This window comes from Enhygromyxa salina (assembly GCF_002994615.1).
GTDB classification, from domain to species: domain Bacteria; phylum Myxococcota_A; class Polyangia; order Nannocystales; family Nannocystaceae; genus Plesiocystis; species Plesiocystis salina_A.
This window is the reverse complement of the sequence record NZ_PVNK01000146.1, coordinates 1-22,441: the sequence shown is the minus strand read 5'-3', so window position 1 is coordinate 22,441 and position 22,441 is coordinate 1. Positions and strand designations below refer to the sequence as shown.

Below are 22,441 nucleotides of genomic sequence, written 5' to 3'. Positions count from 1 at the left end.
CGCACCCTACTCTCGGGTCGCGGGCGCGACAACGCCTCGCGGTGTGCGAAGCCGAGCGCACCCACGCGCCCGTCCCCAGGGCCCGCGTCAGCCTGCGTCGCGCGCAAAGCCTACATTTGCGCCCGCGAGCGCCCGTGCTTGGCTGCTGACATGCTCGGCGACTGGCCCCACCGACTGCGCGAAGCCTGGGCCGACGCGCGCCTTCACCGACGCGCGTGGGTTGGCGAGCAGCGAGCCTACGTCGAGCTTCGGATCGCCGACGCCGAGGGCTTCGAGCCGCGCCTGCGTGAGGCGCTGGAGGCCGTGCCCGGGGTCGCGTGGGTTCGGATCAACGCGGCCCTCGCTCGGGTCGTGATCGGCCTCGACGGCGAGCGCCTCGGCGTCGAGCCCCTGCTCGCGGCCATCGACGCGGTCGAGCTCGAGTTTGGCCTCGGCGGCCCGGTCGGCTGGGAGGGTCGCCGAGCCTTCCCCGGCGACCCCGAGCCGCTCCTGCGCGCGGCGGCGGAGATGGCGGCCGACGTCGTCGTGGTCGGGCTCGGCCTGGGCCTGCGAGCGCTGCGGATCCCGACGGTCCCGGCCGAGCTCGACGTCGCCGCGCTGACCTCCCTGATCGAGTTCGTGCCCTCGCTGCGCGAGCGCATCGAGCAGCGGATCGGGCCCGCGCGAGCCGAGGTCGCGCTGCACGTGGCGTCCTCGCTCAGCCAGGCCCTGCTCCAGGGCATGACCGGCCCGATCGTCGACGCGGCCAGTCGGGCGCTGCGCATGCGCGAGCACGCCGCCCAGCGTGACGCCTGGTCCACGGCCGAGCCGACCCTCGGCGCCGTGGCCGACGATCACCCGCGGGCAGCCACGACGACCAGGACCCGACCCGGGCCCGCCCCGCGAGGACCGATCGAGCACTACACCAGCCGCGCCCTCGCGGCGACCGCGGGCGCGTTCGGGTTCAGCTTCGTCGCAAGTCGAGATCTCGCCAGCTCGACGGCCTCGGTGTTCGGCGGCGTGCCCAAGCCCGCGCTGCTCGGGCGCGACGCCTTCGCCGCGGACCTCGGTCACGCCCTCGCGCGCCACGGCACCGTCGTCACCGACCCCTGCGTCCTTCGCTCGCTCGACCGGATCGACGCGGTCGTGGTCCCGGCGAGCTTGATGCGACCGCGCGGGGTCCGGGTCGAGGCGATCCTCGCGGTCAACGGCTTCAACGAGCGCGACGCGAGGCGCAACACCATGCGCCTGCTCGACATGGCCCACCCCGACGCGCTGCGCGACGAGGGCAAGTGGCGCATCGGCCCGATCGACGAGCTGCGCCCGCGAGCCGCGACCGAGATCGACGCCCAGCTCGACCAGCGGGTCGCGGCCCTGCGCGAGCCTGGCGGCCTGGTCCTCGGCCTCGAGCATCGCGGCGAGCTCGGGGCCCTGATCTCGCTGATCCCGATGCCCGACCCGGCGATCGAGGGCTTCGTCGCCGCCGTGCGCCGGGCCGAGCTCCAGCTGATCTGCGCGGGTGATGTCGACGAGCACGACTGGCTCCGGCCCGATCGCACGGTCGTCGCGGGCGATCGCCTGCTCGAGTCGATCCGGACCCTTCAGCGCGACGGTCACGGCGTGGCCCTGGTCAGCAACGGACCGACGCCGGCCCTCGCCGCCGCCGACCTCGGCGTCGGGCTGTGCGATCCCGACGCCCCGACCCCGTGGGGCGCGACGGTCCTCTGCGCGCGGGGCTTCGCCGACGCCGAGACCCTGATCGAGGCCGTGCACGCCGCGAAGATCGCCTCGCAGCAGGCCGTGTACCTGGCCATGGTCGAGGCCATGTCCGGGCTGGTCTTGTCGGTCAGCGGGATCCGAGAGCGCACGGTCCGGCGGGTCATGATGGCAGCCAACGCGACCGCGCTGTTGGCCATGGCCAACAGCGTCCGCCTCGCTCGCAGCGTCCGGCCCGCTCGCGCGCGGGCGCCGAGCGACCCGACCCCGTGGCACGCCCTCGAGGTCGATCAGGTGCTCGAGCGCCTGTCGAGCTCGCGCGCCGGCCTCGATCCCGAGCTCGCCCGAGCCAAGCGTCGACCCCCCGTCGTCACCCCAAGCGCCTGGTCGCGCTTCGCCGAGATGGCCGCCGAGGAGCTCGCCAACCCGCTCGCGCCCGTGCTCGTCGCCGGGGCCGGGCTCGCGGCGCTGACCGGCTCGCTGATCGACTCGGCGATGATCGCGACCGTCGTCGGGCTCAACGCCGGGGTCGGGGCGGTCCAGCGCTATCGGACCGATCGCGCGATCGGGGCCCTCGACACGTCGGAGGTCGCGAGCGTCCGTGTCCGCCGGGGCGGACACGAGCTCGTGATCGGGCTCGACGAGCTCGTGGTCGGCGACGTGGTGGTGCTCGAGGCCGGTGACGCCGTCCCGGCCGACGCGCGGATCATCGAGGCCCGCGGGCTCGAGCTCGACGAGTCGAGCCTGACGGGCGAGTCGCTCCCGGTCAGCAAGCGGGTCGCGCCCTCGTTCGCGGCCGCCGTCGCCGATCGCAGCTCGATGGTGTTCGAGGCCACGTCGGTCGCCGCGGGCGAGTGCCTCGCGGTCGTGACCGCCCTCGGCGACGAGAGCGAGGTCCGGCGCAGCGAGGCCCGAGCCCGCCACGCGCCCGAGACCGGCGTCGAGGCCCGGCTCGACGCGCTGACCAGCTTCACCGCGCCGATCGCCGCGCTGTCGGGCCTCGTGCTGATGACCTCGGGGCTCTCGCTCCAGCGGCCCCCGTCCGAGGTCATCTCGTCCGGGGTCTCGCTGGCCGTCGCCGCCGTGCCCGAAGGCCTGCCCCTGCTCGCGACGATGGCCCAGCTCGGCGCCGCCCACCGCCTCTCGCTGCGTGGCGCCCTGGTCCGAAACCCCCGCGCCGTCGAGGCCCTCGGCCGCGTCAATGTTTTGTGCGCCGACAAGACCGGGACCCTGACCGAGGGCAAGATCCGCCTGCGCTTCGTGTCCGACGGCGTCCGCGAGACCGAGCTCGACGAGCTCGCGGACGACGACCGGCTCCGCGATGTCTTGCGCGCCGCGCTCCGAGCCTCGCCGAGCGCCGAGCTCGAGAACCTGCCCCACGCGACCGATCGCGCCCTCGTCGAGGGCGCCCACGCGGTCGGCCTGCACCGCCGCGCGGACGACGAGGGCTTCGAGCGCGTGTCCGCCCTGCCCTTCGAGCCGGGTCGGGGCTACCACGCCGTTCACGGTCGCCTCGGTGAGCGCGAGGGCGGGCCCGAGTTGATCAGCATCAAGGGCGCGCCCGAGCGGGTGATCCCGCGCTGCACCACGATCGGGCCCGAGGCCGCGGCGCTCGACCCCGAGCGACGCGCGGCCCTTCGCGCCGCCGCAGCGCGCCTCGCGGGTCGCGGCCTGCGGGTCCTCGCCGTGGCCGAGCGGCCGCTCGAGGCCCGCTCGCGCATCGCCGATCGCCACATCGCCGAGCTGCGCTTTTGCGGCTTCGTGGCCTTCGCCGACACCGTCCGCGACACGGCCAAGCAGGCCCTCGACGCGCTGCGCAGGGCCGGCGTCGACGTCGTGATGATCACGGGCGACCACCCCCACACCGCGGAGGCGATCGCCGCCGAGCTCGGCTTGACGGCCGCCGGGGTCGAGCCGGGCGGGACCCTGACCGGCGCCGAGCTCGAGCGCCTCGACGACGCCGCCCTCGACGCGCGGATCGAGCACACCCTCGTGTTCGCCCGGGTCACGCCGGCCCAGAAGGTCCGCATCGTCGAGTCCTTTCAGCGCCGCGGCCGGGTCGTCGGCATGACCGGCGACGGGGCCAACGACGCCCCCGCGATCCGCCTCGCCGACGTCGGCATCGCCCTCGGTGAGCGCGCGACCCCGGCCGCGCGTCGGGCCGCGGACGTGGTCGTGACCGACGAGCGGATCGAGACCCTCGTCGACGCCGTGCTCGAGGGCCGGGCGCTGTGGCGATCGGTCCGCGACGCCGTCGCGCTCCTCGTCGGCGGCAACCTCGGCGAGATCGCGTTCACCGTCGTCGGCGGCCTGAGCGAGGGCCGCTCGCCGCTCAACGCCCGCCAGCTGCTGCTCGTCAACTTGCTGACCGACACCGCCCCTGCCCTGGCGATCGCGCTGCGCCGCCCCCCCCGGACCGCGCCCGAGCAGCTCTTGCGAGAGGGGCCCGAGGCCTCGCTCGGTGCGGCCCTCGACCGTGACATCGCGTGGCGGGCGACGGTGACCGCGGGCGCGACCGCGACCGCGTGGTGGGTCGCGCGGGCGACTGGCTCGCGCGAGCGGGCCGACACGGTCGCGTTGCTGACCCTGGTCGGATCGCAGCTCGGCCAGACCCTGGCGATCGGTGGCCGCGACCCGATCGTCCTCGCGGCCGGGCTCGGCTCGACGGCGCTGTTGTTTGGCCTGGTCGAGACGCCGGGGGTCAGTCAGTTCTTTGGCTCGCGGCCGCTTGGGCCGATCGGGCTGACCCTGGCGGTGGTCGCCTCGGCCGCGGCGACGGGGGTCTCGACGATCGGGCCTGCGCTCGGTCAGCGGGTTGTCCGGTGGGCGCGCGCTCGGAGCTGGCGGCCGCTTCAGCGCCGACGCAGCTGACGCTTCTTCGACTGCCGAGCCGCCATCGCGGCCAGCCGATCATCCGGGTTGAGCTCGAACGCGGCGCCAAAGTGCGCGGCCGCGGCGTCGTGCTCCCCGCGAACCTGAGCGATCGCCCCGCGCAGAAATTCTACCCGGGCGCGGCCAGCGTCGCCGAGGCGCTGGCGTTGCTCGTCGGACAGCCCGACGACGATCGTCGTCGCGGACACGTGGTGTTTGAGCAGGGCCTCGAGGCTGCGCGAGGCCTGCGCGTAGCGGACTCCAGCCTCGGCCCGCGGCGGCGGGTGAAACTCGACGTAGGGCCGGTCGTCGGTGTTGTGCGGCCCGTCGCCAGCGAGCGCGTCCAGGGCCGGACCATCGGCGACGTGGCTGCCGAGCATCCCGTAGGGATCGAGCAGCCCGTGGGCGCGAAGGTCATCGCGGATCTCGGGCCGCGCGACGAGGGCCTCGACCCTGGACCACTCGATCTCGAGCGGCTCGCGGCTCCCGACGAGCGCGAGGTAGTGGTCCTTCTCGAACGCGTGGACCTCCGGGGCGGCGGCGCGAAACGAGCGGATCACCGCGCGCAGGGCCTCGTCGGACAGCTGGTCGAGGGGCAGCCACTGGACCAGGAGGCCGCCGGGCCCGAGCTTGTCGACGGCGACGCGGTACAGGTCCTCGCTGTACAGATCGCTGACGCCGGGCCGGTAGGCAGTGAACAGCCCGAGCACGATGACGTCGAGCTCGCCGGAGCCCACGCTGCGCAGGACGTCGCGGCCGTCGGCGACCAGCAGCTCGACGCGCGCGTCGTCGAGGACGTGGTCGGCGACCTCGTCAAACTCGCGGGCCGCGGCCGCGACGGCCGGCGAGATCTCGACGATCACCCCGCGCTCGAACGCCGGGTGGCGCAGGTAGGGAGCAAACTGCACCCCCGTCGCGAGCCCGACCTCGAGCACCCGCGCGGGCTCGGGGTGCAGCAGCAGCGGCAGGTAGCCCTGGCGACGCATGGTCCGAAGCATGATCGGCTCGTCGCTGCCCCACGCGTGGGTCCGATCGGTGATCAGGTACTTCGCGCCCCTGCGATCCAACACCTCGACCAGACCGACGGCGTCCTCGCCCGAGAACAACAGCTCGCTGTCGAGGTCGGCCCGCGGCGGCATGTGTGGCGCGACGGGCAGGCGCGCGATGCCGACCCCGGTCGCCGCGACGAGCAGGCCCGCGACCCCGAGCTCGACGACGAGCCCGCGCTCGCGCTCGGCGGCGCGCAGGGCGACGGCGCTCGCAACCACCGTCGCGGCGACGACGAGGCCGGCGGTGATCAAGGTCGAGCCCCGGGTCCCCCAGCTCGGGATCCACCACAGCCCCGTCGCCAGCGCTCCGATCACGCAGCCCGCCGTGTTGGCCGCGAGCACCCGTCCGGCGGCGCGGGCGGGCGCGAGCCGACGACCGAGCACGCCGGCCGCGAGCGGGAGCGTGGCCCCCGAAGCCACCGCGCCGGGGACCACCGCGAGCGCGACCATCGCGAGCCCAAAGCCCGTGTCGAGCTCGAGCTTCCCCGGCCCGCCCGCGAGCGCACCCACGGCGAGCGGCCCGAGGACCAAGGCCGCGGCCGCGGCCGCCTGAAGCACGGCCACGCGGCCGAGCAGCCGTGGCCCCGCGCGATCGGAGGACGCCAGCGCGCCGCCGAGCAACCCGCCGAGGGCGAGGCCGAGCAGCATCCCGGCCAGGGTCAGCACCATGGTGCCGACGGTGTCGCGGGCGTGCGCGGCCAGGCCTCGCATCCACGTCAGCTCCAAGCCGATGCCCATCAGCCCGCTGACGCCCGCAACCACCAACGCCGCCGGTTGCTCGAGCTTGCGAGCCGAGCCCTCGGGCTGGGTCTCGACCCGCTCGGGTGCGGCCGCCTCGACGCCGCGCGCGAGCAGCTTGGCCACCCCCGCCACGGCCCAATTGCCTGCGACCAGGACCACGCTCGCGCGCGACAGCCCGAGCGCCGGGACCAGCAGCCACCCGCCGACCACCGTCCCGAGCACCGCGCCGAGGGTGTTGAGCCCATAGAGGATCCCGAGCCAGCGCCCGGTTCGGTCGCGCTCGGCGACGGCCCCGGTCAGCACCGGCAAGGTCGCGCCCATCAGCGTCGTCGCTGGCAACAACACAGCGGCGATCGCCAGCAGCGAGATCAACAGCCGAGCCGAAGACCCGGGCGGAGCCCCCAGGTCCGCGAGGACAGAGCCGAGCCCGCGGGTCAGGACCGGGACCACCAGCGCCCAGGCACCGAGCGCGAGCTCGAGCCGGACATAGGCCCGCAGCAGTCGATCGGCGGGCAGCCCCGCCAGCCACCGCCCCGCCGCGAGCGCGCCGAGGCCCAGCCCGAGCATGAAGGTCGCGAGAACGATCGCGTTGGCGTAGATGCCAACACCGACGATCCCCGCGACCAGCCGCAGCCACACGATCTCGTAGCCGAGCCCGCACAGGCCCGAAACAAAGAACAAAGCGACGAACGCAGCCCGACGCGAGGAGCTCATTGGCGCACTACTTACACCATCGAGCCCTCACAATTTCATTGCTCGCGGTGCCATTTTAGCGGCGCGGCCTCGACGGCGATCGCCGGGCCCGCGAGGCGTGCGAGGGCACGGTGATCGCGACTCGAGGATCAGCCCGCGAGCGCGTCGCGGATCGCCTCGAACGCCGCGGCCACGGCCACGGCGCCCGGATCCGGCACCCCCTCGAGCGACTCCGCCGACAGGTAGGCCGCCCGACCGGCCTTCGCCCTGCGCATGCCCGCCGTCTGCTCCGCGCCCGCCCGCGCCGCTGCGGCCGCGCGCTCGAGCGAGCCCGTGTCGAGCAGCGCGCCGAAGCCCGGCGCGAGCGCGTCGATCATGGTCCGGTCGCCGGGCGCTGCGCCACCGTACTCAGCGATCCGTGCGCCGCCCTCGGCCAGCGCCGCCGGCCACGCGAGGCCGCGAGCGTAGGCTCGACCTGCGGCCGTGCAGAAGATCGACATCAGCACACCCGAGCTGCCGCCCATCGCCGAGGCCAGGATCTCGCCCAGGACCGCGAGCAGCTGATCGGGCGCCGCGAAGGGCAGCTGCGCGAGGCGAGCCTGGACCGCGCGGGCCGCCGTGGCGAAGGTCGAGCCCGTGTCGCCGTCGCCGATCTTGGCGTCGAGGTGATCGAGCTCGGCCTGCATCGCGACCAAGCGATCGAGCAAGGCCGACAGCGCCCGCTCGACGCGCTCGTCCGAGGACGCCGCGGCCTCGATCCGCGCCGCTTTTTGGGCCAGCGGACGCACGACGACGGGGCTGGGCGCCCTCGCTGCGGGCCACGCCGCCGGGCCGCAGGGGCTGGTCAGCGCCTCGCGCCGCGCGTCGTCGAGGGCCAGGAGCGAGAGCGAGAACCCGTTCATGTCGAGCGAGGTCATCAGCGGCGCGGGACCGATCACGAGCTCGAGCCGCGAGGCGAGCTCGGAGCGCAGGACCTCGTGGGCGATCACCGACATCTCGATCGCCGGGACCGCGCCGAGGTTGTTGATCAGCGCGGCGTAGCGGCGCTCCCCCGCAGGCAGGGCGGCCTCGAGCCGACTGACCATCAAGGTGACGATCGACCTGACCGACTGCAGCGCGATCTTCTCGACGCCCGGCTCCCCGTGAATGCCGAGCCCGAGCTCGCCCTCGTCGGCCGCGAGTCGCTCGGTCGCGGGCTGGCCGGGGATCGTGCAGCTCGCGAGGCTGACCCCGAGCGACCGGATGTCGGCGGCGGCCGCCCGCGCCGCGGCGGCGACGGTGGCCAGGTCGGCGCCCTGCTCGGCGAGGTGCCCGGCGATCTTGTGCACGAAGAGCGTCCCGGCCACGCCGCGCGGCGCCGGGGAGCCCGGGATCGCGACGTCGTCGGCGACGAGCACGGTCTCGACTCGCTTGCCCCGGGCCCGGGCACGCTCGGCGGCGAGGCCGAAATTGAGCCGATCGCCCGTGTAGTTCTTGACCACGAGCAGGCAGCCCGCGTCGCCAGTCACGGCCATGATCCCGGCGTAGACCGCCTCGACGCTGGGCGAGGCGAAGATCTCGCCAGACACCGCCGCGCTGAGCAGCCCGGGGCCGACGAAGCCCGCGTGGGCGGGCTCGTGGCCCGCGCCCCCGCCCGAGATCACGGCGACCTTGCTCGGGTCGAGCTGCGCCCGCATGACGACCTTGATGTAGGGGTAGCCGTCGAGTCGAGCGAGCCCGCCAGCCCCGAGCGCGACCACGCCGTCGAGCGCCTCGGTGACGATCGTGTCCTTGTCGTTAATGAAGCGCTTCATCGGCTCTCGAGGCCCGAACCTAGCAGCTTCGCGGGGTCACTGATAGGCGACGTGAAGCTTCGGAGGAACCAAGCCCTCGTGGGAGTACAGGTAGAGCCCGTCGTCCGAGAGCGGGTACGCGCACAGGTACGTCGCCTCATCCGGGATGAAGACCTCGCTGTGCAGCTCCCACTGGATCGGCGCGTCGATCGGCCCGACTTCGGAGTTGCTCGCGACCGGCTCGTCCCCGGCCAGAAGTGGAACGCCCAAGAAGAAGTCGACGACCGTGAACGGCTCGACCTTCCAGATCTCGCCCGATGAATCCGACCCGGCCCAGAAGGTGTTGATCGTGTGCATCTCGAGGGACACCTTGGTGATGGTCTTGCCCTCGAGCGCCGGCTCTTTGGGGAACGCGAGACAGGCCACGAGGAAGTGGCCCGAATCGCTCGACTCATCGATGGCGACCGCGTTGGCCTGGCCCTGGCCAGCCCACAGCGCACACTCTGCGGGCGTGTAATTGTCGGTCCCACGGCACCCGACGAAGCTCGCCAGGATCTCGACCGTGCCCGACTCGGAGCCAGTCGCTATTTCGTCCTCGGCCCCGGTCTCGATGCCCTCGCTTTCATCGCCCTCGTCGGTCGCTTCGTCTCCAACCTCGCCCGTGGTCTCGATCCCGGTCGAGGTCGCACGAACGTCGTTTATGCTGTCATCCTGGTCGAACGCGGGGTTGGTCATGGTACAGGCGCTGGCCAGCACCCAGGCGCCGAGCAGGCGCCTGGGACCCACGGACAAACGACCCTCCATGCCAGCAACGTAGCATCAAACCCGAGGATCGGAAGTCAACGCGCGGCGGACCGAGCACCGAATCGTGCACGGTCAATGGCGACGGCGGCGCCTCCCCGGCGAGACCGCCGCCATTGACGGCTCATGTTCGTTGAGCCGGGGTAGAATCAGGGCATGTCAGCGCCGCAGTAGCGCAGGTTGCAGGGCCCAGGCTCCACGAGGTCATACAGGTAGAAGTCGCCGCAGTTGACGACCTGAATGTCCGAGTTCCAAAGGCAGGTGTCTGCGCTCCAGTGGAAGCAGACCTGGCGCGCGACGACGCCCTCGTCGATCGTCGGGTGGGCGCCGTTGAGCCAGCCGGGCGCGTGCGTGCCACACGAGTAGGTCGGGGGCGCGTTCTCGGGCATCACGACGCCGGCCTCGCCCTCGAAGCGATACCATCCGTTGCCGGCCCAGTCGGGGCTCATGTTGTTGCCTTGCTCATCGCAGTAGGTGACATCGACGTTCGAGTCGATGTGGCGGTCGGCGAGGTCGAGGCTGCTGTAGGGCTCGAGGCACTGGGGATCGACGTTGACCTCGCAGCTGTTGCTGCACGCGTCGTCGTCGACCTCGTTGCCGTCATCGCAGTCCTCGATGCCTGCTTGGACGAACCCGTCGCCACAGGTCGCGGCGACGCAAGCGATGCACGCGTCCGAGTCGAGGTCGTTTTGGTCATCGCAGTCCTCGACACCTTCTTGGATGAAGCCGTCACCACAGGTCGCGGCGACGCAAGCGATGCAGGCGTCCGAGTCGAGGTCGTTTTGATCGTCGCACTCCTCGACGCCCTCCTGGATGTAGCCATCGCCGCAGGATGCGACCTGGCAGGCCGCGCACTCGTCGGAGTTGTCCTCGTTGCCGTCGTCGCAGGCCTCGCCCTCGTTCAGCACACCGTCGCCGCAAAAGCCGGCCATGCACATGGAGTTGCAGCCGTCATCCTCGACCTCGTTGCCGTCGTCGCACATCTCGACGCCCTCTTGGACGATACCGTCACCACACACGGCGCTGGCGCAGGCGTTGGTGCAGTCGTCGCCGTCGACGGCGTTGCCGTCGTCGCACGCCTCGCCATCTTCGACAATGCCGTTCCCGCAGACCGGTCCGGGGTCGCCGTCGCCGTCACCGTCGCCGTCGCCGTCGCCGTCGCCGTCGCCGTCGCCGTCGCCGTCGCCGTCGCCGTCGCCGTCGCCGTCGCCGTCACCGGGATCGCCGTCGCCGTCCCCGTCGCCGTCGCCGTCCCCGTCGCCGTCCCCGTCGCCGTCGCCGTCGCCCGCGCTCGTCTCCGTCGTCGAGTCACCCGTGTCTGTGGGCGCATCATCTCCGCACGCCACGAGGACGCTCAGGGCGAGAGAACAAGGAACCAGGATCTTCTTCATCGTCATCGCGGAAGTATCTACGACGACCCTCGATTTTTCGACTGTCAGTCCGCTTCCTTTGCAGTGTTCACCTCGCACGATTCCTGTTTGCCCGAATACATTCAAAGTTATGCATTAGGAATACACCCCCAATCAAAGCGCTCCACACGCCATCCTTCCATATCGTGTTGCGCTGCTGCGCACGCCGAGCAGCACGGCTACGCCCCTCCATGTAAGAGTGCGCCACGAGCGAGGTGTTGCCGTGCCATACGAGGGACGCTCCGCGTGCCCACCGCGGCTCTGCTCACCACCGTGCTGTCCCAACATGCCACCGAGGCCGCGCCGGCCAAGGGCGGCGACATCGCGGGATCTCTTTGTCGATACCGAGGCCGCCCCGACCGGGCGCATGAGCCTTTTCGAGCGCGCCGACTCTCGTGACGATATCGCGCGCGTCCTCGCCAGGGTCGGCCTCGGGCCTCGACCGCGACCGTGTCCGTGGCCCGCTGTGCCCGGCCAGCTCGAGCTGGACCTCGACAACGACGCCCGGACCATGTGGTGCGGATCTTCTCGCTCCCCGGTTGCCCGCTGCACCCCACCAACAGCTCCGGCTCCATATCGGTGATGATCTCGCGCATGATCGAAGCTTGATGTGTCTTCTTTTGATGTCGAAGTGTTCTCATTGGACATCTCCGCAAGTCGCGGAGGCTCACAAATGCACCGACTCTTTCCGAGACCTGGAGAACGCCCCATCGCAGACCGGCAAGCTCGCCTTGCAATGGTGATTGTGCAGACCCTGCGTTGATGCCCGCCCGCGGGCGGGCTCGGCTAACGGGGCCCCAGCCTGACGTGGACAGGCCCCTCCTCGCGGACGGCCTCCCAGCCATCAGACCGGGCAAAACGGCCCTCTTCCCGGCCCCCTCCCGGTTTGACCCCGCCCACGCAGCGTCTCAGCGACCGCGCTCTCAACACGCGAATTCGCCCGAGATGCAGCGCATCCCCCTCACCACCGAACAGGGGCCAAACGAGCCGAAGACGGAATGCCCACATAGAGTACCAACATTGAATCACTAGCCACGTGATGGGTTAGGCCATCGCGTGGCCGATCATCATCACAAAAATCGGCTGATTTAATCGCAAGAATCAACTTGCCGAGGAGAGCGACGTCGGTAAGATGTCCACCGACTCGCAGGACCGCGCGCATCGAGGGTGCGTGGTCTCGCTCGATTGCAGACATCGCCACGGTCGCAAGACAAAGCATGACTACCAAGAGTAAGACCTTGCCCAGCGTGGTCTGCGGGGCCATCGTTCGCTCCGCGCCCGCGGGCTATCACGCCAGCACCACGGTAACCGACCACGGCCTGCGCGTGCCCCTGCTCGCAGCGCGCGACGTGGACGCGATCCTCGCCCCCGAACCCCGGAACGACCTCGCCGAGCTCCCTACCCAGGAGATCGTCAACTTCCTCTACGCCGTCGGGCAGAACTGGAAGTCCAGCGAGTACGTGCGTCGACGCCTCTACATCCGTGATCTGATCAACCAGCTGGGCTACTCCCCCGAGATGGCCAAGCTCGAGGCCAACTGGATAGCGATGATCCTCTCGAGCTACGCGGGGCTCTACGACATCATCGAGTCTGAGCTCGGCCACCGCTTCATCCTCGACGAGTGGATCCCCCGGGAGGAGGCCCAGGTCCGGGCCTATCCCAAGGGCCGCTCGCTGCACATCATGCCGGGCAACGTGCCCTTCTCGGCGGTGGTCTCGGTGGTCCGCGCGCTCGTGACCAAAAACCAGGTCATCGCCAAGAGCTCGTCCGAAGACCCCTTCACCCCCGTCGCCCTGGCCCAGAGCTTCGCGGACGTGGACGCCGACCACCCGGTGACGCGGGCGCTGTCGGTGGTCTACTGGCCCGCCGGCGAGCCGGGCGAGGCCGGCGCGCGGGTGATCGCCGCCAGCGACGTGATCTGTGCCTGGGGCGGGCAGTCGGCCGTCGACTGGGCCCGCGAGGTCGCCCGCCCCGACGCCGAGGTCGTCCGCTTCGGGCCCAAGCGCAGCCTGGCCTTCGTCGACGCCAGCGAGGCGCCACGAGACGCCGCCCGCGGCCTCGCCCACGACGTGTGCTTCCGCGATCAGCGGGCCTGCTTCTCGTCCCAGCAGGCCTTCATTCGCCCCACCCCCGCGGATCTGGTCCCAGCGCTGAGCGAGGCCCTCGACAACTACACCGAGATCCTCCCACCGAGCGCGCAGGGCTTCGACGACCGCGGCGCCCGGGCGCTGACCCTGGCCGAGGCGCGCTTTTTGGGCTTCGACTGCTGGGAGGCCCGCGACGGCAGCTGGGCGATCATCCACTGTCCGCCGAGCTTCGCCGCCCAGCACCCCCTGAGCCGCACGGTCTACCTCCACGACTGGCCCGCGGACCTCGACCCCGGCGCGCAGGTCAGCGGCGACACCCAGACCGTGGCGCTGTTCCCCTGGGCCAAGCTCCGAGACCTCCGCGACGCGGTCTGTCGCGCCGGCGTGTCCCGAGTGGTCGAGTCGGGGATGAGCAACGTGTTTCGACCCGGGGGCGCTCACGACGGGATGTTCCCGCTCCAGCGCCTGGTCCGCTTCGCGTCGACGGAGCTGCCCTCGGCCTACGTCACCAAGGTCATGACTGTGAAGATCGAGCAGACCAAGTTCCTCGAGCAGGACCGCTTCGTGGAGTTCATCCCGTGACTCACGCCGCGCCCACTTCCCACCCCGTCGGCGAGGAGTCCGGAGCAGCGGCTGCCGACGCGGGCGTGCGCATCATCGACGCGCGCACGGCGATCGACGGGCTAATCTTCGCCGAAGATCCCTGGTACGAGCTGCCCCTCGACCGCCAGCGCGAGCTCGGCGAGGCGTTGATCCGCCAGGCGCTGCGCGAACACCTCGCGCGCTGCCCGGCCTACCGCGACTACTATGAACGCAGCGGGGCCGCCGAGCCTGAAGCGGTCGCCCTCGCCGACATCCCCCTCGTGTCGACCCGCGTGTTCAAGTTCGCGGACCTGCGCAGCGTCGAGCCCGAGGCCGTCGAGCGCTGGTACCGAAGCTCGGGGACCTCGGGCCAGCCCAGCCGCGTCCCCCGAGACCGCGCCAGCCTCGAGCGCATGGTCGGCTCGGTCCACGGCAGCGTGGGTCTGCTCGCCGACTGGGACGAAGACGAGGTCGCGGTCATCAACCTCGGGCCCGGGCGCGAGCGCGTCGAGGACGTGTGGTTCCAGTACGTGATGAGCCTGATCGAGGCCCTGTACTGGTCCGAGTCCCGGGTGCCTCGGGATGAAGCCGCCCTCGACGAGATCTCGAGCCTCGCCCAGGCCTTGCTCGCCGACTACGAGCACCTCATCGTCGTCGGCCCGCCCTTCCACGTCCTCGACCTGTGCGAGCACATGGAACGCCGCGGCGTGCAGCTGCAGGCCGGCGAGCGGGCCACGATCCTGACCGCCGGCGGGTGGAAGCGCTTCGGCGGCCGGGCCATCCCCAAGCCACAGTTCCGGGCCGCGGTGGCGCGGCGCTTCGGCCTGGCCTCCGAGGCCCAGGTCCGCGACGTGTTCAACCAAGTCGAGCTCAACACCGTGCTGTTCGAGTGCGAGGCCCACGAAAAGCACGTGCCCCCGTGGGTCCACGTCGCCGCTCGCGACCCCGAGACCCTCCAGCCCGTGGGCTTCGGCGAGGAGGGGATGATGAGCTACCTCGACGCCTCGTGCTCGGCCTACCCCTGCTTCATCGTCACCGAGGACGTGGGCATCGTCCGCCAGGGTCGCTGCGCCTGCGGCCGCGAGGGTACCCGCGTTGAAATCCTGCGACGCCTCGAATCTCGCGCGGCCAAGGGCTGCGCCCTCAAGATGGGACAAATTCATGCCAAGGGATGAGAAATCAGAGTCGGAGATCCCCGCCGCCGTGACGACCGAAGAGTCGGTGCTGCGCCTCGACGATGGCCGCCAGATCGTAATCTGGCACTCTCGCCCGCAGTCCGAGGCGCCCCTGCGCGGCACGGTCCTGCTCGCCCCGGGATTTTGCGGCCGAATGTACAGTCTCGCGGCCACGGCCGCCTACCTGTGCGCCAACGGCTTCGCGGTGTACCGCTACGACCCCCTCGACCACCGGGGCCCGAGCAGCGGCGAGCTGGCCGACTTCACTATGAGCACCGGCCGCTTCAGCATGGACCAGGTTCTCGACTGGCTCGCCCGCGAGCGCGGCGTCGAGTCCCTCGGCGTCATCGCGACCAGCTTGTCCGCGCGCATCGCCTACCGGGTGGCCAGCGAGCGCGCCAAGATCCGCTACCTGGTCACCGCCGTCGGCGTGACCGACCTGCGCGCGACCCTCACGCGGGTGTTCGGGGTCGACCACATGGCCTCGCCCCCGGCCGAGCTCCCGCCCACGGTGGTGTTCGAGGATCGCCACCACATCCGGACCCTCGGCTTTGCGACCGACGCCCACGAGCGGGGCTGGAACCCGGCCGCAACCACCCGCGTCGAGCTCGATCGCGCGACGCTGCCGATCGTCGCGTTCATCGCCCGGGACGACGACTGGGTGCTCGAGCGCGAGGTCGAGGAGGCCCTCGACCTCGCGAATCACCCCGAGCGGCGCATGTGCAAGCTCGAGGGCTCGGGCCACAACCTGGCCAAGAACCCGCGCATCGCCCAGGCCATGCTGCGCGAGCTGACCGGCGCGGTCATGGCCCTCGAGAACTGCACCAGCGGGGAGGTCCAGCGCGCCGCCCTGCCCCCGAGCTTCCCCGCCCTCGAGCGCGAGCCTACCTTCGAGATGTTGACCACCCAGGTCATCGCCGAGCGCCGCCGCTCAACCCGCTGACCACCCCCACCTCACACCACGACGAGACGCAATCTGCATAGTTAGCCACGAACCCGCGCAGCCCCTCGCCCGCGCTCGGCCGCCCTCGGTCGACGCCTGGCGCCGCCTTGGCTGCGTCCTGGAGACGAAACACGATGACGCAATCCGAAGACATCAAATGGGGAATGTTCTTGAACACCGCCCGTCCGCCCCAGTTCACCGAGCGGCGGGTGCTGGAGAACGCCAAATTCTACGGCCAGGTCGCCGAGGAGATGGGCTTTGAGAGCGCCTGGATGCTCGAGCACCACTTCACCGACTACGGCCTGTGCGGCTCGCCCATGGTCATGGCCTCCTACATCCTCGGCGCGACCCGACGGATCAAGGTCGGCACGGCCATCAACATCCTGCCCCTCGAGCACCCCGTGCGCCTCGCCGAACAGGCCGCGCTACTCGACCAGCTCAGCGACGGCCGCTTCATCCTCGGCATCGGCCGCGGCTTCTTCGACAAGGACTTCACCGTGTTTGGCGTCGACATCCACGACACCCGCGCGTTGACCCACAATTACTACGACATCATGCAAGAGGCGTGGACCAAGGGTGTGGTCGGCAGCGACGGCCCCTTCCTCAACTTCCCGCCGGTCCCGGTCAACCCCCGCCCCTACTCCGACAAGATGCCCATGGTCTGCGCCGCGATGTCGCCCTCGACCATCGAGTGGGCGGCCAAGAACGGCCTGCCGATGATCATGCAGCACGACATCGAGCACAACGAGAAAGCCAGCAACGTCGAGCTCTACCGCGCGCTCGCCGAGGAGCACGGTCATGACCCCGACGGCATCGAGCACACGATCGCGATGATCGTCGCCGTCGATCCCGACCGCGAGCGCGTGCGCGAGGAGTGCCGCCACTACCTCAACTGGTTCGAGGACGCCGTCGAGAAGGCCCAGAACATCATCGACATCGTCCGCGAGCACGGCGTCGAGTGCTACGACTGGCACCTACGCAAGTGGCGCGAGGCGGTCATCAAGGGCGACACGGCGATCAGCAAGGTGGTCGACAACCTCCTGCGCCTCAACGCCATCGGTACCCCCGAGGACGCCATCGAGACCATCCAGCACGTCATCGACGTGACCGGGGTCAAGCGCGTGGTCGTCGGCTTTGAGGCTATCGGCGACCGCGACCGCGTGCTCGAGTCGATGAAGCTGTTCGACGAGCAGGTCCGCCCGCACATCCGCGGCGCCAAGATCTGAGCCTCTCAACTCCCACCTCTTTCGTGGGCCCCGGAGCCGCAGAGCGCCCCGGGCTCGCCCCCAGACTCTTCCAGCGAGACTCATAGCGATGAAGATCTTGATCACCGGCGGAGCCGGCTTTGTCGGCCAGGCCTTGCGCCGCGCCCTCGGCAACGCGCACACCCTGACGATCCTCGACACCGCCCCGGCGCCCGCCGACTTGGGCCCGAGCACACGCTGGATCGAGGCCAGCATCCTCGATGAGGCCGCCCTGCGCGAGGCCTTCGCCGGGCAGCAGGCCGTGTTCCACCTCGCCGCCGCCCTGGGCGTGCGCGCCTGCCAAGAGCGCGAGGACATCGTCGAGCAGGTCAACGTCGGCGGCATGCGAGCGGTGATCGCCGCGGCCGTCGCCACGCCCTCGGTCGAGCACCTGCTGTTCACCTCGTCGTCCGAGATCTACGGCGACGGCGAGCCCGGTCAGATCTTCCGCGAGCAGGACGAGCCCGCCCCGCGCTCGGCCTACGCGCGCAGCAAGATCGCCAGCGAGGAGCTCATGGCCGCGGCCGCGGCCAGCCCCGAGGGCGCGCGCCTGAGCTACACCGTGTTTCGGCTGTTCAACGCCTACGGCCCCGGGCAGCGCGCGGACTTCGTGATCCCGGCCTTTTGCCGGGCCGCGCTCCAAGGCGAGGCGCCTGTCGTCCACGGTGACGGCCTCCAAACCCGGACCTTCACCTTCATCGACGACATCGCGGCGGCCATGGTCTCCGCTCTCGACGCCCGCGCCCCGGCCAAGGCCGCGGGGAGCCTCGAGGTGTTCAACCTCGTGTCCGAGGAGACCTTGACCATCGCCAGCTTGGCCCAGCTCGTGTGCCTGAGCGCCGGCGAGCGGCCTCGGGTCTTGCACCGCGACCACGAGGACCCGGCCGTGGGTCGGTCCAAGCGCTTCGAGGTCACCCGTCGCGTCGCCGACAACCGCAAGGCTCGGGCGGCCCTGGGCTTTCGTCCCACGACGCCGCTGAGCGAGGGCGTGCGCCGGACCCTCGACAGCGTGCGCGCGGGCTCGGGCGCCGCGGAGGCCCGGGGCTGATGGCCGCGACCATCCCCTACGTGCGCCCGAGCTGGGGCCCCGAGGAAGCCGAGGCCCTGCTCGAGGTGCTGCGCTCGGGGCACTGGACCGGCGGGCCCTACCTTGCGCGCCTCGAGGCCGCCCTCGCCGAGCTGCTGAGCGATCCCGAGGCCCCGGGGGAGGTCGTGGCCATGGCCAACGGCACCCTCGCGCTCTACGCCATGCTCGCCGAGCTCCGCGGCCTCGGCCGCGACGAGCCCTTCGGGGCGCCGCCGCGCCGCCGCGCCCTCTACCTCAGCTCGGCCCTCAACTTCGCGGCCGGGCCGGCCTGCGCCCTGCAGACGGGCTACGAGCTCGGGCTGGTCGACGTCGACCCCGAGAGCCTCAACATGTCGCCCGCGAGCCTGGCCGCCCTGCTCGAGCGGGTCCGCGGCGACTACGAGCTGGTCGTCGTCAACCCGGTGCTGTTCGCCGGCGCCGACGCTGGCCTCGACGCCATCGCCGAGCTCACCCGGGTCCACGACGCGGTCCTGTTCGAGGACGGCTGCCACGGCCTCGGCCTGTACCGCCACGGCGGTGAGGGTCTGCGCCACTGGCAGCCCGCGCGCAGCTCCATGGGCGCGGTGTTCAGCTTCCACCCGACCAAGAACGTCGCCAGCGGCGAGGGCGGGGCCGTATTCACCCGCTCCCCCGAGCTCGCCGCGAGGCTGCGGATGCTCCGCAGCCACAACATGGATCGCAGCGGCGGCGCCCCGGAGCTGGCGACCACCCGGGGTCGGCCCAATCCCTGGTTCTACGAGGTCGCGACCCCGGGCCTGAACCTGCGCCTGTCCGAGTTCCACGCGGCCATCGCCCACGTGCAGCTTGGGCGCCTGGAGGCCAACCGCGAGCGTCGCCTCGCGATCGCCGATCGCTACCACCACGCCTTCGCCAGCGACTCGCGTCTGCGCTGCCGCACGCCCACGCGCCTGGGCGACTCGTCCTACCACCTGTTCCCGGTCACCCTCGAGCAAGGCGCCGTCGATCGCTTCACCCTGTTCGAGCGCCTGTTCGCCGCGGGGGTCCGCCCGCAGGTCCACTACGTTCCGCTGCACCAACAGCCCGCGTTCGCCAGCCAGGCCCTCGTCGCCAGCGCCCGCTTCCCCGTCCTCGACGACATCGGCCCGCGCCTGCTCAGCCTGCCGATGTTCCCCGAGCTCGACGAGGCCGCCCAGCGCCGGGTCCTCGCCGCTCTCGACGGCGCCCTTGGAGGCGGCTGAGATGCGCTTTTGCCTGCCCTTCTTGGCCACGGACCTGAGCCAGTTCGACCCCGACTGGGCCGACGAGGACCTGGCCGTCGAGGCCGTGGTGTTCGACGCCAAGGACCTGGTCGAGGCCGAGCGCTGGGCCCTGGTCCAGCGCAACCTCGCCGAGGTCGCCGGGCGCATGCCGCCGGGGCGGCTGCTGTTTCACTTCCCGGTCAACCGCGCCAACTACGTCGAGGACGAGGCCGTGCGCCGACGGCTGTGGCAGTGCTTCGAGCTCGCCGACCAGTTCGGCGTCGCGGGGATCGTGCTCCACTCCAACCAGATCCGCCCGGTCGAGGAGTGGACCCCGGAGCTGGCCGTGCGCACCCGCGAACGCTTCGCCGAGTTCTGCGTGCACCTGCGCGACCGCCTCCGCCACGCACCCTTTTGGGTCGGGCTCGAGAACATGCCGATCATGGGCAACTACGGCCGAGAGCTCGACCCGACCCTGGTCTTCCCCAGCGACTTCGAGGGGCTGTGCGGCGGCCAGCTGCGCGTGACCTGGGACCTTTGCCACTACAGCTACACCATCCACGTGCTCGAGCAGCTGCGCGCCAGCGTGCTCGATGAGCGGGAGCGCCAGGCCTACCCCTCGCTGCGCGAGCACGGACTGTTCGACTTCCTCGATCTGGCCCCGGAGATCGTCCACTGGCATTTCTCCGCGTTCCGCGGCCTCGCCCGGACCCAACCCGGCCCCGATGGCCAGCGCTCGCGCTGCTTCGAGGGCCAGACGCCCTGGGCGGCGAGCCTGCCCGAGTCGACCTACGCGCAGCTCCTGTCCGCCATGCACGGCCTCGACCACGTCCAGCAGGTCACCTTCGAGGTCGCCGAGGACGACTACCGCAACCGCGTCAACACCCGCGCCGTGATGCGCTGGTGCGCCGCGCACCTGTCCGCCAAACGGCCCGCAACCGCGCCCCCTCGCTGACCATGAACACGCCCATCGCCACGCCCATCCCCTCCAACTCGGCCAGCTCGGCGCTCGACACCGCCGCCATCGTCGAGACCGCCTCGGCGCTCATCGCCATGCACCCCGTGTACGGCAGCGACGGCCAGCGCCACGCCATGGACTACCTCGAGCAGCGGATGCGCGCGCTCGGGGCCAGCGTCCGCCGGCGCCGGATCTACGACGAGGAGATCGAGGACCACCCCTGCTACGTCCACGTCGAGAACTTCGGGGGCTCCTTCGCCAGCTACCGCGAGACCGTGCGCGAGAACCTGGTCTGCGAGCTCGACTTCGGCGCGCCCGGGCCGACGGTGCTGCTCAACGGCCACGTCGACGTCGAGTTCGTGACCGCGCCAGAGCAGTGGTCCAGGGCCGAGGGCTGGCGCAAGCCGAGGGTCGAGGACGGCCGCCTCTACGGCCGGGGCAGCAGCGACATGCTCGGCGCCGTGGCCTGCTTCGTCGCGGTCGCGGAGGACCTGAGCCGGGCCAAGGCCGAGGGCGCGCACCTAGGCGGGCGCTTGCTCCTGCACTTCGTCGTCGACGAGGAGATTGGCGGCAACGGGACTCTGGCCACCCTCTCGACCCTCGACGGCCAAGTCGACGCCGCGCTCATCGGCGAGCCCACGGACGGGGCCGTGTGCACGCGGACCCGCTCCTTCGAGCAATTCAAGGTGGTCTGCGGTGGCCGCCCCCGGCACATGTGCCTGAGCGAGGGCTCGGCCAACGCGCTGAGCCAGGCCGTGCAGGTGTTCACGATCATCGAGGAGCTCAACCAGTGGTGCCGTGAGCAGCTCGGCGGCGATCCGGTGCGCTCGCTGTGCGTCGGGGTGCTGCGCGGGGGCTCCGACGCTGCCGTGCCCGCGGCCTCGGCCGAGCTCCTGGTCACCGCCGCGCTGCCGCCCTCGCTGCCCCTCAGCGCCGTGCTCTCCGAACTCGACTCCCGGCTACGTGCGGCCTTCCCCGACGAGGCGCCCCAGGTCGGCCCCTACGGCCTGCGCTTCCCAGCCAGCCAGGGCGGCCACGAGGGCCTGGCTGCGGGGCTGCGCGCCCAGCTCGAGGGCGTCGTCGAGCTCGACCCCGCGCGCCGCGAGGCCCGGGACTTTCCGAGCGCCTGCGACGCGCGGATCTTCGAGTCCTTCTCGATCCCCACGGTCATCTACGGCCCCGGCAGCCTCGCCCGCGCCCACGGCCCCGACGAATACGTCAGCCTCGACGAGCTGAAGGTCTACACCCGAGTGATCCACGAAACCCTGCGCGCCGCCTTCTCTGGCGACGCGAGCCTGTCTGGTTGATCGAGCCTGTCGAGAGTCAAAGCTCGTGGACACGCGCTACAACCCCTACCCGCGCGAGCTGGTCGTGCCCCTGTGCCGGCCGCCCGCCCTCACGATCGATCGGGCCATCGATTGGGCCGCCGCCTGTGGCGACGCCCCGGGCCGCCCAGGCAGCGCCCGCGACACGCTCCGCGCCCTTCGCTGCGAGTTGGGTCGTCAGCTTCGATGCGAGCCCGAGCGGGTGGTCCCGACCACGAGCGGGCGCGCGGCCCTGAGCCTCGCGCTCCATGCCCTGTCCCTGGCCAAGCTCGACGCGAGCGCGGGGCCGCTGCAGGGCCACCACCGCGACGAGGTCGTGGTCCCCAGTTTCGGCTGCCCGCAGGTCATCGAGGCCGTGCTCGACGTCGGCCTGACCCCGGTGCTGTGCGACACGGCGCCCGATCGACCCGTCCCCAATCTCGCGGCCATCGAGGCCGCGGCCAGCGAGCGCTGCCTCGCGGTCGTCGCCGCCTCCGTGCTCGGCGACCGCGTCGAGCTCGAGGCCATCGAGGCGTGGGCCGAGGGCGCGGGCGTGGCGGTCATCGACGACGCCGCCCAGGCCTTCGCCGGAGCGACGACCTCCGGGCGCTGCCCCGGCGCGGGCGGTCAGCTCGGGGTGCTCAGCTTCGGCCGGCACAAGCCCGTGTGCGTCGGCGAGGGCGGGGCCCTGGTCGTCAACGAGCTCGGCATCTCGCCCTTCGTGCAGATCGCCCGCGAGCAGCTCGACCTTCGCTGGCGCGGGTCCACCTTCGCCCGAGCGCGCGCCGAGGGCCCCGCGAGCCCCCGCCCCTGGTTCACGGACGTCGCCGA

14 protein-coding genes are annotated in these 22,441 nt (G+C 71.5%); 10 read left to right on the top strand and 4 right to left on the bottom strand.

Annotated features, from left to right (window positions below):
• Positions 1-150 precede the first annotated feature (150 nt).
• Positions 151-4,566 (top strand): cation-translocating P-type ATPase, encoded by a 4,416-nt coding sequence (locus ENSA5_RS15170; RefSeq protein WP_106392374.1) that lies wholly within the window; start codon positions 151-153, stop codon positions 4,564-4,566.
• Here the strand turns inward: ENSA5_RS15170 and ENSA5_RS15165 are convergent.
• From ENSA5_RS15165 to ENSA5_RS15150, 4 genes are all read right to left on the bottom strand, one after another.
• Positions 4,548-7,070: a fused MFS/spermidine synthase gene (locus tag ENSA5_RS15165; RefSeq protein ID WP_106392373.1), complete on the bottom strand. Its 2,523-nt coding sequence runs from the start codon at positions 7,068-7,070 to the stop codon at positions 4,548-4,550. The two genes, ENSA5_RS15170 and ENSA5_RS15165, sit on opposite strands and share 19 nt — an antisense overlap.
• A gap of 128 nt (positions 7,071-7,198) precedes the next feature.
• Positions 7,199-8,842, bottom strand: coding sequence for a dihydroxyacetone kinase subunit DhaK (locus tag ENSA5_RS15160; RefSeq protein ID WP_106392372.1), 1,644 nt, complete (start codon positions 8,840-8,842; stop codon positions 7,199-7,201).
• 36 nt (positions 8,843-8,878) lie between these two features.
• Positions 8,879-9,607, bottom strand: coding sequence for a hypothetical protein (locus tag ENSA5_RS15155; protein WP_106392371.1), 729 nt, complete (start codon positions 9,605-9,607; stop codon positions 8,879-8,881).
• Between the two features lie 164 nt (positions 9,608-9,771).
• Positions 9,772-11,019, bottom strand: a complete 1,248-nt coding sequence (locus ENSA5_RS15150) for a DUF4215 domain-containing protein (protein WP_258182861.1) — start codon at positions 11,017-11,019, stop codon at positions 9,772-9,774.
• A 1,229-nt stretch (positions 11,020-12,248) separates the two neighbouring features.
• Between ENSA5_RS15150 and ENSA5_RS15145 the strand changes: the two genes are divergently transcribed.
• The 9 genes from ENSA5_RS15145 to ENSA5_RS15105 all read left to right on the top strand — a co-directional run.
• The gene (locus tag ENSA5_RS15145; protein WP_106392370.1) at positions 12,249-13,700 is read left to right on the top strand and encodes an aldehyde dehydrogenase family protein; all 1,452 of its coding nucleotides are present in this window, start codon (positions 12,249-12,251) and stop codon (positions 13,698-13,700) included.
• Positions 13,697-14,875 (top strand): LuxE/PaaK family acyltransferase, encoded by a 1,179-nt coding sequence (locus tag ENSA5_RS15140; protein ID WP_181197773.1) that lies wholly within the window; start codon positions 13,697-13,699, stop codon positions 14,873-14,875. The genes ENSA5_RS15145 and ENSA5_RS15140 overlap by 4 nt, the downstream gene beginning before the upstream one ends.
• 28 nt (positions 14,876-14,903) lie before the next feature.
• Positions 14,904-15,818: an alpha/beta hydrolase family protein gene (locus ENSA5_RS15135; RefSeq protein WP_181197772.1), complete on the top strand. Its 915-nt coding sequence runs from the start codon at positions 14,904-14,906 to the stop codon at positions 15,816-15,818.
• 134 nt (positions 15,819-15,952) lie between these two features.
• The gene (locus ENSA5_RS15130) at positions 15,953-17,044 is read left to right on the top strand and encodes an LLM class flavin-dependent oxidoreductase (RefSeq protein WP_106392368.1); all 1,092 of its coding nucleotides are present in this window, start codon (positions 15,953-15,955) and stop codon (positions 17,042-17,044) included.
• Positions 17,045-17,132: 88 nt separating this feature from the next.
• Entirely contained in the window at positions 17,133-18,110 is a 978-nt protein-coding gene (locus ENSA5_RS15125) for an NAD-dependent epimerase/dehydratase family protein (protein WP_106392367.1), read from the top strand.
• Entirely contained in the window at positions 18,110-19,348 is a 1,239-nt protein-coding gene (locus ENSA5_RS15120; protein WP_106392366.1) for a DegT/DnrJ/EryC1/StrS family aminotransferase, read from the top strand. Before ENSA5_RS15125 ends, ENSA5_RS15120 begins: the two co-directional genes overlap by 1 nt.
• Before the next feature lies 1 nt (position 19,349).
• A complete protein-coding gene (locus ENSA5_RS15115) occupies positions 19,350-20,303 on the top strand; it encodes an IolE/MocC family protein (protein ID WP_181197771.1) in 954 nt (317 codons plus the stop codon).
• A 2-nt stretch (positions 20,304-20,305) separates the two neighbouring features.
• A complete protein-coding gene (locus tag ENSA5_RS15110; protein ID WP_106392364.1) occupies positions 20,306-21,613 on the top strand; it encodes a M20 family metallopeptidase in 1,308 nt (435 codons plus the stop codon).
• 25 nt (positions 21,614-21,638) lie between these two features.
• A partial coding sequence (locus ENSA5_RS15105) for a DegT/DnrJ/EryC1/StrS family aminotransferase (protein WP_181197770.1) occupies positions 21,639-22,441 on the top strand: 803 nt, incomplete at its 3' end.

Bases quoted from the DNA above. Each gene is read 5' to 3' on its own strand.
- ENSA5_RS15165 (WP_106392373.1), bottom strand. From the start codon at position 7,070: ATGAGCTCCTCGCGTCGGGCTGCGTTCGTCGCTTTGTTCTTTGTTTCG.
- ENSA5_RS15115 (WP_181197771.1), top strand. From the start codon at position 19,350: ATGCGCTTTTGCCTGCCCTTCTTGGCCACGGACCTGAGCCAGTTCGAC.
- ENSA5_RS15150 (WP_258182861.1), bottom strand. From the start codon at position 11,019: ATGACGATGAAGAAGATCCTGGTTCCTTGTTCTCTCGCCCTGAGCGTC.
- ENSA5_RS15145 (WP_106392370.1), top strand. From the start codon at position 12,249: ATGACTACCAAGAGTAAGACCTTGCCCAGCGTGGTCTGCGGGGCCATC.
- ENSA5_RS15160 (WP_106392372.1), bottom strand. From the start codon at position 8,842: ATGAAGCGCTTCATTAACGACAAGGACACGATCGTCACCGAGGCGCTC.
- ENSA5_RS15170 (WP_106392374.1), top strand. From the start codon at position 151: ATGCTCGGCGACTGGCCCCACCGACTGCGCGAAGCCTGGGCCGACGCG.
- ENSA5_RS15120 (WP_106392366.1), top strand. From the start codon at position 18,110: ATGGCCGCGACCATCCCCTACGTGCGCCCGAGCTGGGGCCCCGAGGAA.
- ENSA5_RS15130 (WP_106392368.1), top strand. From the start codon at position 15,953: ATGACGCAATCCGAAGACATCAAATGGGGAATGTTCTTGAACACCGCC.
- ENSA5_RS15110 (WP_106392364.1), top strand. From the start codon at position 20,306: ATGAACACGCCCATCGCCACGCCCATCCCCTCCAACTCGGCCAGCTCG.
- ENSA5_RS15125 (WP_106392367.1), top strand. From the start codon at position 17,133: ATGAAGATCTTGATCACCGGCGGAGCCGGCTTTGTCGGCCAGGCCTTG.